The sequence below is a fragment of the Crenothrix sp. genome (assembly GCF_043729335.1).
GTDB lineage: Bacteria > Pseudomonadota > Gammaproteobacteria > Methylococcales > Methylomonadaceae > Crenothrix.
Genome location: NZ_JAYTLQ010000015.1, coordinates 16,023 through 28,166, shown reverse-complemented (window position 1 = coordinate 28,166; position 12,144 = coordinate 16,023). Strand labels below are relative to the sequence as shown.

Annotated in this window: 11 protein-coding genes; 7 read left to right on the top strand and 4 right to left on the bottom strand. The window is 45.2% G+C overall.

Annotation, left to right across the window (positions count from 1 at the left end):
* The 7 genes from tolA to ACHZC4_RS04475 form a co-directional block, all read left to right on the top strand.
* Positions 1-725, top strand: a 725-nt coding sequence (gene tolA / locus ACHZC4_RS04505) for a cell envelope integrity protein TolA (RefSeq protein WP_394752627.1), incomplete at its 5' end; no start/stop codon positions are given.
* A gap of 380 nt (positions 726-1,105) precedes the next feature.
* Entirely contained in the window at positions 1,106-2,362 is a 1,257-nt protein-coding gene (gene tolB, locus ACHZC4_RS04500) for a Tol-Pal system beta propeller repeat protein TolB (protein WP_394752628.1), read from the top strand.
* Positions 2,363-2,415: 53 nt separating this feature from the next.
* Entirely contained in the window at positions 2,416-3,024 is a 609-nt protein-coding gene (gene pal / locus ACHZC4_RS04495; protein WP_394752626.1) for a peptidoglycan-associated lipoprotein Pal, read from the top strand.
* A complete protein-coding gene (gene ybgF, locus ACHZC4_RS04490; protein ID WP_394752625.1) occupies positions 3,025-3,957 on the top strand; it encodes a tol-pal system protein YbgF in 933 nt (310 codons plus the stop codon).
* Positions 3,954-4,601, top strand: a complete 648-nt coding sequence (queE, locus tag ACHZC4_RS04485; protein WP_394752624.1) for a 7-carboxy-7-deazaguanine synthase QueE — start codon at positions 3,954-3,956, stop codon at positions 4,599-4,601. Before ybgF ends, queE begins: the two co-directional genes overlap by 4 nt.
* Positions 4,602-4,605: 4 nt before the next feature.
* A complete protein-coding gene (queC, locus tag ACHZC4_RS04480; RefSeq protein ID WP_394752623.1) occupies positions 4,606-5,277 on the top strand; it encodes a 7-cyano-7-deazaguanine synthase QueC in 672 nt (223 codons plus the stop codon).
* 70 nt (positions 5,278-5,347) lie between these two features.
* Positions 5,348-5,788, top strand: coding sequence for a hypothetical protein (locus ACHZC4_RS04475; RefSeq protein ID WP_394752622.1), 441 nt, complete (start codon positions 5,348-5,350; stop codon positions 5,786-5,788).
* Positions 5,789-5,917: 129 nt separating this feature from the next.
* Here the strand turns inward: ACHZC4_RS04475 and ACHZC4_RS04470 are convergent, their stop codons facing one another.
* From ACHZC4_RS04470 to ACHZC4_RS04455, 4 genes are all read right to left on the bottom strand, one after another.
* On the bottom strand, positions 5,918-7,135 hold the full coding sequence (locus ACHZC4_RS04470) for a hypothetical protein (RefSeq protein WP_394752621.1): 1,218 nt from the start codon (positions 7,133-7,135) through the stop codon (positions 5,918-5,920).
* A 326-nt stretch (positions 7,136-7,461) separates the two neighbouring features.
* The gene (locus ACHZC4_RS04465; RefSeq protein WP_394752620.1) at positions 7,462-9,795 is read right to left on the bottom strand and encodes a M36 family metallopeptidase; all 2,334 of its coding nucleotides are present in this window, start codon (positions 9,793-9,795) and stop codon (positions 7,462-7,464) included.
* 41 nt (positions 9,796-9,836) lie between these two features.
* Positions 9,837-11,249, bottom strand: a complete 1,413-nt coding sequence (locus tag ACHZC4_RS04460; RefSeq protein ID WP_394752619.1) for an FG-GAP repeat domain-containing protein — start codon at positions 11,247-11,249, stop codon at positions 9,837-9,839.
* A gap of 18 nt (positions 11,250-11,267) precedes the next feature.
* A complete protein-coding gene (locus ACHZC4_RS04455; RefSeq protein ID WP_394752618.1) occupies positions 11,268-12,083 on the bottom strand; it encodes a hypothetical protein in 816 nt (271 codons plus the stop codon).
* Positions 12,084-12,144: the final 61 nt, after the last annotated feature.

Sequence of the window (12,144 nt, the reverse complement as noted above, 5' to 3'; positions counted from 1 at the left end):
CTGCCAAAGCGGAAGCCGCTGTACAGGCTAAAGCCGAAGTTGCGGCCAATGCAAAACAAGCTGCCAAAGCGGAAGCCGCTGTACAGGCTAAAGCCGAAGCTGCGGCTAGTGCAAAACAAGCTGCAAAAGCAGAAGCCGCTGCTAAGGCAAAAGAAGCTGCAAAAGCGGCAGAAAGGCAAGCTGCTAAAACAGAAGCAGCAACACAAGCCAAAGCAGAGGCAGGTGCTAAAGCAAAAGCGGAAGCGGCAAGTCGTGCTAAGGCAGAGGCAGCAGAAAAATCCAAAGAAGAAGATAAGAAAGCTGAAGCGGCTACGCGTGCCAAAGCAGAGGCCGCTGAAAAAGCTAAAGCGGAAGCGGCACAAGCAAAAGCCAAAGAGCAGGCCAAGCAAGCTGAGGCCGCAAAGAAACAAGCCGAGGCAGCCGCTTTAGCTAGAGCTAACGCGGCTAAGGCAGCCAATGAAATAGCTAAATACAAGCAATTTATTCAACAAAAAGTGACTCGGAACTGGGTGTTGCCGTCTGACAAACATGGCAGTTGCAGCATTAGGGTACGGATGTCAGTGAGTGGTGCTGTTATTGATGCGACGGCATCTTGTACCGGTGATGTTATTTTTAACCAATCTGCCGAGAATGCTGTGCGTCGGTCATCTCCTTTACCCGTACCCAGCGATAGAGACTTAGCTTTGAAGGAATTTAGGTCGATAACCTTTAATATTCATCGATAATTTAAACGATGGGAAAACAGGCAATGCAGCTTATGTCGTTATCAATTATTCAAAATGATAAGATAGGGATAATCCAATGTTTTGTTTATAGCGGAGAATTTGGTTATCCAAAATCTGTGAATTGAAATATGGGTTACTAACTTAAGCGGCGACACAAGTGTCGGTTGGGGTGACGCTAGGAGCCCCAACGATACAGATGCAGCATAATGTGTTGGGGTTCCTAGCGTCCCGCCAACCACATTAACACCATTTTTTGGCCTTATCCCGCGACTTGAAACAAGGTCAATAATGCTAACCTGTACAGCTTTATTTAACCAACGCAGCGGTTTAGCAAATTTTAGGAAAGGAGTATAAATGTGAGTTTTTTTAAAAAAATAGTGATGGTTGTTACGCTGGGTACTTACGGGGCCTTTTGTAATGCCGAACTGACCATTGAAATTAATGAAGGTACGGTGGTTGATGGCATACCGGTTGCCGTCGTGCCGTTTGCATCGCAAGGCGCACCGGTGGATATTAGCGCGATAATCAATGCCGATTTGGCACGCAGTGGCTATTTTAGGATGATGTCGCGTGGCTCCATGCCGAGCCAGCCTAGCAGCGCTAGCCAAGTGCAGTTTCCACAATGGCAGGGCTTGGGACAAAACTATATGGCGGTTGGCCAAGTCGGTGGTAATGGCGGCCAATACAATGTGCAATTCCAGTTGCTGGACGTATCAAAAGGTGGCCCGATGATGGGTTACCAAATGGCTTCATCTGCCGATGACTTACGCCGTACCGCCCACCACATTGCTGATCTGATCTTTGAAAAACTCACTGGCAAAAAAGGTGCGTTCAGCGGTCGCATTGCTTATATCACCAGTGATCGGAAGGGTAAAGAAAGCCAGCATAAACTACAGGTTTCCGATACCGACGGCTTTAATCCGCAAACCATTGCAGCGTCCACGCAGCCTTTAATGTCACCTTCCTGGTCACCGGATAAGCGCAAAGTGGCGTATGTGTCTTTTGAAAAACACAATGCAGCGATTTATGTGCAAACACTGGCTACGGGCGAACGTACGCGGGTTGCCGAATTTCCGGGCATTAATGGCGCGCCGGCTTGGTCACCCGACGGTACTAAGCTAGCGTTAACGCTATCTAAAGACGGCAGCCCGGATATCTATACTTTAGATGTCGGCACACGGGCTTTACGCAAGATTACCAAAAGCTTTTCCATAGATACAGAGCCAGTGTGGTCGCCCGATGGCAGCACCATTGTTTTTACTTCTGATCGTGGCGGCAAGCCGCAGCTGTACATGACTTCCAGCCAAGGCGGTGGTGAAGAACAACGCCTTACTTTTAGTGGCGATTACAATGCCCGTGCCAGTTTTTCACCGGATGGCCAAAACATTGCCATGGTGCATGGTAATGGCGGCGATTACCGGATTGCAGTATTAGATGTGAATAGCAAAGCGATTAACGTGTTAACCAGTGGGCCGTCGGATGAATCGCCAAGCTTTGCACCTAACGGTAGCATGATTTTATACGCGTCTAAAAAAGGTCGAACCGGATTTTTATCCGCGGTGACATTAGATGGTAAAATGCAGCAAAGAATGGTATTTAACAGCGGTGAAGTCCGTGAACCGGCGTGGTCACCCTAGTTCTGTTGGCACAAACCCGAGTTTAGTCATCATTTATGTTAAGGATAAGTACAATGAAGTTTAATAAAACAATACTGGCGTTATTGGTCACTGCACTGTTGGTAGGCTGTAGCGAAGATGAAGTCGATCCATTGGCAGCGAGTACAGCCAGCCCTGGTGGCGTTAATACCGATGCATCAACCAGCGGCTTGAACGGTGGTTCTGGTATGGATGGTTCCGGTTTAAACGGTTCCAATGGTATGAACGGTTCCGGTATGAATGGCGGCGCTAATGGTAAATACCCTAATGCCGCTATCGGGCCAGAATTCAGCGATCCTAATAACCCGCTGTCAAAGAATATTATCTATTTTAGTTTAGACAGCAGTGAAATTCAGTCGGATTTTGTGCCTATTGTTGCCGCCCATGCCCGTTATTTAGCGGCACATTCTAGCCAACGGGTCACCTTGGAAGGCCATGGCGATGAGCGCGGATCACGCGAATACAATATTGCTTTGGGCGAGCAACGTGGCAAAACCGTAGCGGGTAAATTAACGCTGCAAGGTGTATCAGATAGTCAGTTGGATAATGTCAGTTACGGTGAAGAGAAACCGGCGGCGTTTGGTAGTGATGAATCGTCGTGGGAGCAAAATCGCCGTGTCGAACTGGTCTATCAGGGGCGATAAATGAACATGCGTTTTGCTACCATGCTGTTGTGTGCTGCCACCACTAGCGCGTGTGCAGAAAACTTGCCGCCAGTGGTGGATACTTCTTCTTATCCGCTGCCCTCTGTTAAACCACCAACAGCAGCACCCTCTATTACTACGCTGAATCAGATGATGAACCGTATGGAGCAGATGCAAAAAGAAATTCAGCAACTGACCGGCAAGGTAGAAGATCAGGTTTTTTTGATTGCAGAGTTAAAAAAGCAGCAAAAAACCATGTATTCGGATTTTGATGAGCGTTTGCAAGCATTGGAAAATAAGGGCGCAGTAACGCCAGAAGCTAGTGCAGTAGCGCCTGATGCAAGTGCTGCTACGCCTGGCGATACAGCTACGGACGCAACCCCTACCGATCCTGCTTTAGCAACGGATGCCGCAGCAGGCGCAGCTGCAATAACAGAGTCAGCACCGGAAACTAAAGTTCCTGATGAAGCTGCACCGCCGGCTGAACAACCCGCTACGGCAACCGAACCAAAAACAAAATCACCCGAAGCGCCGATACAGGCTTCAGATGAAGAAAAGCAGGTCTATGAACAAGCTTATAAGCAATTGAGCACAGGTCACGCGCCAGAAGCGATAGCTGCTTTTGATGATTATTTGATTAAATATCCGTCCGGTGGTTATGCCAGTAACTCGCAATATTGGCTGGGTGAGGCGTATCGTGTTAAGCAAGATAATGATGCGGCGAAAGCGGCTTTTAATAAGGTCGTAGATAATTATCCAAATAGTCCTAAAGTACCCGATGCTTTATTAAAACTGGGTTATATTGAGATTGAGCTTAATAATGCCGACAAAGCCCGTGAATACCTGACGCGTATCCGTACCGATTTCCCTAACTCCAATGCGGCGTATTTAGCGTCAAAAAAACTGGCCACTTTAACGGATGTTAAACCTTGACCGACAATTCCTTACGTATTACCGAAATTTTTTACTCGTTGCAAGGTGAGTCCAACACAGTCGGCTTACCGACGGTCTTTATCCGTCTTACCGGTTGCCCATTACGTTGTGTGTATTGTGATACGGCGTATGCGTTTACCGGCGGCCAACGCATGGCCATTACCGATATTATTGCAGAGGTTGCACAATATGGTACGCGTTATGTTACTGTTACGGGCGGCGAACCGTTGGCGCAGCCTGCGTGTCTGGAGTTAATGACGGTTTTGGCGGATGCGGGCTACAAAGTGTCTTTGGAAACCAGTGGCGCGCTTGATGTTTCTGGGGTTGATAGCCGTATCATTAAAGTAATGGATTTAAAAACCCCCAGCTCCGGTGAATTGGCTAAAAATCTGTATGAAAATATTAACTTCATTATGCCTGACGACCAAATCAAGTTTGTCATCGGTAACGATGAAGATTACGATTGGTGTAAGGCTTTGTTAACCGAATACAACTTGACTGAACGTTGTCAGGTGTTGTTTTCACCGGTGATGGGGCAACAGCATCCTACTGACTTGGCCAATAAAATCCTTCAGGATAGATTGCCTGTTCGCTTTCAAATTCAACTTCATAAATTGCTTTGGGATGATGCCCGAGGTAAATAGTCCTATGCAAAAAAGAGCCATTGTCCTTTTATCCGGCGGACTGGATTCCGTCACCCTGTTGGTGCTAGCCCAGCAACAAGGCTATTTGTGTTACGCACTTAGCTTTGATTATGGTCAGCGCCATAATGCAGAATTGATAGCTGCCGCTCAGATTGCCGCCGAGTACGGTGTTGAAAGCCATAAAATCATTACGTTGGGAGTGGGTTCTATCAGCGGTTCTGCATTGACGGATGCCAATATTGCCGTACCCAACACCCCGCAAACCGGTATTCCCGTCACTTATGTACCCGCTAGAAATACTATCTTCCTGTCGTTTGCACTAGGTTGGGCAGAGGTTTTAAAGCTGCATGATATTTTTATTGGCGTAAATGCCGTTGATTATTCCGGTTACCCCGATTGTCGGCCTGAGTTTATCAAGGCATTTACGACTTTGGCTAATTTGGCGACTAAAGCCGGTGTGGAAGGTGAGCCTTTTACGATCCACACGCCGTTAATATCTTTGAGCAAAGCTGATATTATTAAGCAAGGCGTGGCCTTGGGCGTTAATTATCAGCGCACGGTGTCGTGTTATGCAGCCGATGAACAGGGTAGGGCATGTGGCGAATGTGATGCGTGTCGGTTGCGGAAAATTGGCTTTGCGACTGCGGGGATAGCCGATCCAACGCGTTACCAATGATAAGTTTCAGGCTATATCTTGCTATTGTATGATTCATTAAATAAATCGTTTTGTCGTTGAGGCGTATAAAATGAAAAACTATCGTATGTCTGGATTGATCACGATACTTATCATGGCTATTTCGATGGGTATCCCTAACGTGGCTGCCAAAACGCATCGTGCCACCACCGGCGCTGTAAAACACAAAAAAACTTCCCACCGAGCTAAGATAGCGCGTTTTGGTAAAGCAAAACGTAGGCATAGTGACATTGATAAAAACACGCTCACTAAAAATATGGAACAGCATAAACTTTTAGATTTAGCCGTTCCTTTTAAAGAATTTGACATCCCCGATGCTACACGGAAAATCAACAGTGTTGAGGACAGCACAGGAAGCTCACTTTTTGATGAAAATGGAAAAAAGCAAGGCGCTCTGCAAGTTAAAGGCCAATTTGTAATGTCACAAGATCCAGAAGCAGATAAGAAAAAGTCAGCGGATGGTGCGGGTATTACTATCAATTTAAGACGATGAATACCAGCCCCCAATTGATATAAAAAACGTAATCCTTCAGTCCCCCCTCTTTTTCAAAGAAGGGAACTGAATAACTACTAAAAAACGGGTTGGCAGGGCAGGGTCATGTACTTTTATACTTTAGATGCGTTATTTTTTACCCATGTCGCCATAGTCTGGTTCCCATAGCATTTTACCTGCGGGTGGATTAGCCGTATCGCTACCACCCCCTAAACCGACCAAGTTGCTGCTGGTTTGGTAAACCCCGCCAATATCATTTACTTGCACGCCAACTATGCTGCTGGCTTCAATATCTTTTTCCATTTTGCCTTTTTGTGAGCCTTTGTTACACAGTCTGCTGGCTGTTGGCCGTACTATAAAGTAAGCCGAATCGGTTTTAAGGGTTTTGTAAGTAAAATGTGGAAACTTTGCAGCCAAATCCGATTCATACCATGCGCCCATACATTCATTTGGCCCGCTAAATTTTACTTCGTTGGCATTGTATACCGTGTAATTCAGATTCGTGATATGGGCATCGCCGTCTTGTGTTAAATCCTTGTGACAATTAGCAATACTGATTTGGGTTCTAGTATTTGCGCCGTCAAGATTATGCCTTGCTGGCATAAATTGCCCCACTAACGCGCTTGGGCAAAGGTCGTATTCTTTGCCGTCTAAATCAAGTTGTCCGGGAGTGGCTAGCGCCCTGCCAGTATGTTTGATGTCGTTGCTGCCCAGATAATAAGCCTGGAATGCCCAGGCGTTGTATTCGTGGGCTTGACCTGCTGCGGTTGGAACGGCGGCTTTACTGTCCGGTGCAAAGGTAACAATTGTCGCTTTACCCACTAAGTGATTGTGATGGATTTCTCTAGTGCCTGTATTGCTAATTGCCCAGCACCTTAACTCGCCAGCATTAGCCTGAGTACCATCTTGGAAATTATTAAATTGGGGCGTATTTTTGGTGGAGACTAGATTATTAAGCCCACTAGCAGCCGAATTAGAAGCATTTTCCGTATCTGACAAATCGCCTGCCCAAAATAATGCCGGTTGGTTTCGAGTCAATTTAAAAGAAAAAGCCATGTAATGGCTTCTTCTTATTGTATGTCTAGCCAGTTTAGCTTTTCTATTGGGCGCTGTATTGCCGCCCAGTCCTGGCGCTCTTCTATCAGCATGTTGTTCAGTGGTTCCCCAGTAACATTGCAAATTAACCGGTTTTGAAGAGTCGTTAGTGATATTAATTAAGGTATCACTAAAACCCGATGCACCGTTGGAAGGTGCTAAAGCTTCAACGCGAGGAAAGATTAACAAGCTGCCTTTTTGGGTGACGCCGCCCAATCTGCTAGCAGAAAAAGCTGAGGTGCTAATAGACATGCTTATAACAGCAAGGACTAAAACTTTCCGGTTCATAAGAGTTTTGCGTATTGAAGAGTGAGTAATACTCTAGAATAAAGCAATAAACGCGCCATTTAAATATTAGCTATTAAAATCAATTTATTAGTGTGTTTTTTGCCGGAAATTTTTTAGAAAATGGTTGTGATTGAAAATTAATTCGACAGGGTCTGGAAGATGAAATGAATAGAAGATTGCTTGGCGAGCTTGTAGCATCTCAATTCAGTTTTCTAAAATGAATGTTACGGATTGTAAAGTAAATATACAGGTTGTTTTAGATTATGAGCCGTAATCGAAGTTGGTATGGCTCATTTGAAAGTAATGATCAGTCGTGGTGAAAGGCTGAGGTCGCGTTTTTTTGCGGCACCTTCCCTGGAATAATAATCCACTTGACCCGCTTCAGGAAAGGCTTTTTTGATAATCCAGCGACGACTACCCGACTTGAGATCGTCTGTGACTGTCCAGCGAACTTTGCCGGTTAAGATGTTGGTTTGCACTACGGGTACACCAGAACCTTGGGTAAATTTTGTAGAGTGGATCAATCCACCCGACCAAGCTGATGAGCAATCGAGGCGGTTATTGATAATATTTCGGTCGGCTGCACAGTTCCAGGTAACGCCGGGTATTTTACTGAAAATGACCCAAGGCCAAATGTTTAAATTGTAGTGGCCGCCTCGGCCTTCGGCAAAATCTGCGCGTAGCGGGTGGATGTCAATGGGTTGTCCGTAGATGCCCCATTGCTTATCACTGCTTGCAATGGCCAACTCTAAAACCGCAGATTTTATTTTTTTAACATCAATAGCACCCAGATTAAAGCCGATTAATGTTCGGGTTTCATGGTTAAGGTCACCGCCGATTTTTAGGCGGTCATGACTTCCATTATTAGTATTGGTGGATGTTTGGCTGATAAAGCTGTCTTTGTTGGCGTAAAGCGTTATTTTTTTGTTTTTAGGGGGTGTGCATTGTGCGCCGCTTAAGATCTTGCGGGCGCAAAAAGCTTTGCGTAAAGCTGCTTCATGAGTGCCGCCCAATAATTCAGCATCAACTGAGAGCATTTCCAGCGCGGCCATAGCCATAGTGGCATTTGTGGGCATTGCATAATGATGTTCAAGAATAATCTGGTTGGCAATAGTAGAACCTAATGCCGCGCGTATATCCCATAAAGTCCGTGACCAAATCGCCGAATCGTCGTATTTTTCGCCCACTAAATCAGGGTAGGTCTTGTTGCTATCAACGCGCCGTAAGCAGGCTGGTATGGTTTTGCTATAGGCGGTAGCATCCCATTCGCCCACACAGGCGGCGTGTTTACGTTGATACGCCAGATTTCCCTGGTGGGCATTAAAATCAGCGGCAATATAATCAGAAAAGCCTTCGCTCATGGCACGCATTTCGCAGTTATCACCCGAGTCACAACTCCAATCAGGATTTTGTGCTTCCTGGATAGCATGGCCATATTCGTGCAAGATAATATCGCCATCTTCGGCATCATCCACGCCGCCATCACCAAAATGTAGCGTATCGTTAGTTGGCCGGTAAAAAGACAAGTCCTGGCCATACCAGTGGGCACTAGCAAGTATAGGGAATTGGTGAATACCGTTGTGTGCAGGGTTAGCGTTGTTAAAACCCAAGGCTTGTAAATAGCGCTGATAGCTATCTATGGTGTGATACACCATGACCTGTTCAAAGCGAGAATCGTTACGGTTATAAAAATATTTGCGATTGGTTTGCTTGGCATCTGGAAATTTCGAAACGGGGTAGTTTTTGTTATCAAGCGAGGCGACATCAATAAACTGGCCTTTTAACAAAAAGTCGTCGCGTTTATTGTCGCTGAGTCCGCGCAAGGTAACGTTGATTAATTGTGATGTTAATAATGGGCTAATGGCATTATTTTGATCGGTGAGCGAGGTTATACCGCTAGTTTGCACCGGATTAGGATGGAACACCCGGCCTTCGCCGCGTTGAAAAAACGCAATGCGGTTTTGTTGTAAAAGAATAACGCCGCTTGCTGCATCGATAATCATCCGAAAATCACCCAACGGATTTTCGCCTAAAATTAACATTTTCCAAGCGAGACTCATGGAGCCATCAGGAGTTGGATACCAAATTTTTTCGGCGTGTTCTCGTATTTGTAAATCGGGTTTGCCCTGAGCGTTTTTTGCAAGGGATTGCAGTGCGATTTGCTCAGCTTGATTCTGGCTGATGATTGCTTTAGTGGCAGATTTCTTTTGCTGGGGGTTTGGGTTTTGTGACGTATTATTCTGGCTGGTTACGCGGCGTATATGGCCGGTTTTATCTTGGTGAATAGAAATAACGCCGTTGTAAACAGGATAGCCGTCGATGATTTTTTGGTATCTTGAGTGTTGGCCTTGTAAGCTTTTTTTACGGTCAATTAGTTTTAATTCAAATTGATCTTTGGGCAGCTTTAAATCATCGGCATGAGTGTTAATAAAAGCACGGGTGCTGGCTTCAGGATTAACGGGATCGGTAGCTGTGTTGCAGTCAGTCAGGCTGATGACTTTACTGGTGAGGTGTGAGGGTTTGCATGCGTTAGTTTGATCTGCGCTGAATGCGTAGAGCGGCAAGATCAATAGACTAACAAAAAAACAAGAGAGAGTACTAATAGCAGCATGGCGGTTGCGCATTACACATTCTCTCTTGTTTTAAGATCGGTTTATTTTTAGGTTTAATGTGGTTTTTTCTCTATCGGTTCACTCAACCATACTTGCAAGTGGGGTAATTGAGGGCTGTTTTTTTGGAGCCGGTTTTTGTTACCTAGAGGAAGTGAGTTAACAGGAGCGCTTACCGACTGAGAATGAACGGTAAACGTATTGGTTGATGTGCTTCCTGAAGTCGCTACAATATCAAGACGCTTATCACCATTAAGATCAGCAAGAGCAATGCCCCAAATTTCTTCCATACCTTCAGTAGGTAAGCCGGTGTCTTTTTCCTGTTGCCACTGGCCTTTGCCGTCGCCAAAAACGATGTGTAAGCCGCCAGGGCTGGTTACTTTATCAGATAATCTGCCGCCAATGACAGCATCCATATGCCCATCATTATCGAGATCGCCTAACGCCACAGTCGATGCACCTTCTTTAATCTGTGGCATTATATCGGTAGGTCCTTGCCACGTACCATCGGGTTTTTGCAAGTAAGCTTCTGCACCATTGAGATTATTAGCCACAGCTAGGTCTTTAAGACCGTCATTATTGATATCGGCAACTGACAACCTCCGGAATACTCCTCCTAAACTGGTAACTGTTAATCCTTCGGCTTTAGGTTGCCAATGCCCTTTGCCATCGCCTAACCAAATACGTGGGCCAGAATAGTAGGAGGCAACTATATCTAAATGTTTATCATTATTCATGTCATGAAGTTGGACATCGTTTGCCCAACCACCGCGATTTTCGTCAGTACCCGGATTTTCGCCACTAGGTAAGCCATCGCTTTTAGGTTGATGCCATTTTTTTCCGCTGCCATCACCTAAATAAACAGTAAAGCCTCCTTCGTCGGAGCCAACGGTGACAATATCTAAAAAACCGTCTTCATTAACATCATCTAGTGCTAAATCTTCTGTCCCCTTGAGGCTATTTAAACGACCTTCTGAGTTGCTGGCTTCTATTTTTTGCGCCAATGCCGATATCATGTTTTTGGTAGTATTTTTCCAGGTATTGTCTTTATCCCCTAAATACACAAAGACACCATTGCAATGATCCGCTACTGCGATATCTAATTTACCATCCTTGTTAATGTCTGCCAGTTCCAGGCCCCCACCACATGAGGTTTCAATTTCTAACCCTTGGGAGGCGTCTGTCCAGCCACCTTGTTTATTTGCTAGCCATACTCGTGCCCCATGCTCTAGTCGCGGGTATGATGCTAAATCTAACAGGCCATCCTGGTTAATATCGACAAGTTTGGGGGTGCTTTTCCAGCGACCGCTGGTAGGAAGGCCTTCCGTTTTCATCTGGTAACGCACACGGTTAGAAGGCATTAGGTTTTGTGCTTCTGGTATTATTTCATGTGTTGACAACACATTTTGTGAACTACTACAGCCGACTGACATTGCTGCAATGATTCCGCAAAAATAAATAGCTTTCATGGTTTTGCTCTTGTTGACTTAGTGTTTTGGAGATGCTGATTTGTTTGTTGGCAATGGCACATCAATATACCAATTCCCATCTTGTTTAAACCATTTTTCTAGCATATTTTTTGGTTCGGGTTCCAGTTTAGATGCTGCCGGATCGTTAGGTTTAATAGCAAAGCTTACTTCTACTAAACCTTTATCTTTTAATGCTTGAGTTACTTCTGCCCAATCAATATTTGGATTTAGATAAAGATATTGTGATTTTTTTTGCAAAAAACTGTCCAGGTTAACGAGCGTCCGATAGGCGGAGGGTAAGAAGCTATAAAACGTTTTCCAGTCTTGTATAGACTTGGCGCTCCATGCGTCTTTGGCACGTTGCATCAAGGCAGTTTCTTCTGTTGCCAGACGTAATTTGGGCGGTAGTCGAGGATAGTGCTGGCTTTGTTCGCTAGGAATAAGATGCCATGTGTCAGTATTTTGCCAAAGTTGCCAATTTTGTACATGGCGCGGAGCAGCATTAGGATAAAGGATCAATTTGGCATCGTACTCTATAGCCACCCATGCCATATTATCTACAATTTCCTTATCCTTAATTTGCACATTATTATAATCGAAAGCCGTGGTTTTATTAAGGTACTCACTGTATTGCGCACGCGTCATGGTAGCCTGCTCATTAGGCGAAAGAAAACCATACATGGTATTCCAATCGCGTTTGGCTTGCGCACCCCAATAATGCTGGACTTGATCGATCAGTTGCTGGTCTTTGTCGACTGCAAATACGGGAGGAGTTGTAAGCAGGCCAATTGCCACAATAAGTGCCAAACTGGTCTTTGATGTCACTGCATTCATACGGATTTGTCCTGAATATTTATAAAAACGATCTTTTTAAGGTATCTACTTAAATTATACG

Excerpts from the sequence above, each read along its gene's own strand:
- tolB (WP_394752628.1), top strand. The coding sequence starts at position 1,106 with ATGGTTGTTACGCTGGGTACTTACGGGGCCTTTTGTAATGCCGAACTG.
- pal (WP_394752626.1), top strand. The coding sequence starts at position 2,416 with ATGAAGTTTAATAAAACAATACTGGCGTTATTGGTCACTGCACTGTTG.
- ybgF (WP_394752625.1), top strand. The coding sequence starts at position 3,025 with ATGAACATGCGTTTTGCTACCATGCTGTTGTGTGCTGCCACCACTAGC.
- queC (WP_394752623.1), top strand. The coding sequence starts at position 4,606 with ATGCAAAAAAGAGCCATTGTCCTTTTATCCGGCGGACTGGATTCCGTC.
- ACHZC4_RS04475 (WP_394752622.1), top strand. The coding sequence starts at position 5,348 with ATGAAAAACTATCGTATGTCTGGATTGATCACGATACTTATCATGGCT.
- ACHZC4_RS04470 (WP_394752621.1), bottom strand. The coding sequence starts at position 7,135 with ATGTCTATTAGCACCTCAGCTTTTTCTGCTAGCAGATTGGGCGGCGTC.
- ACHZC4_RS04465 (WP_394752620.1), bottom strand. The coding sequence starts at position 9,795 with ATGCGCAACCGCCATGCTGCTATTAGTACTCTCTCTTGTTTTTTTGTT.
- ACHZC4_RS04460 (WP_394752619.1), bottom strand. The coding sequence starts at position 11,249 with ATGAAAGCTATTTATTTTTGCGGAATCATTGCAGCAATGTCAGTCGGC.
- ACHZC4_RS04455 (WP_394752618.1), bottom strand. The coding sequence starts at position 12,083 with ATGAATGCAGTGACATCAAAGACCAGTTTGGCACTTATTGTGGCAATT.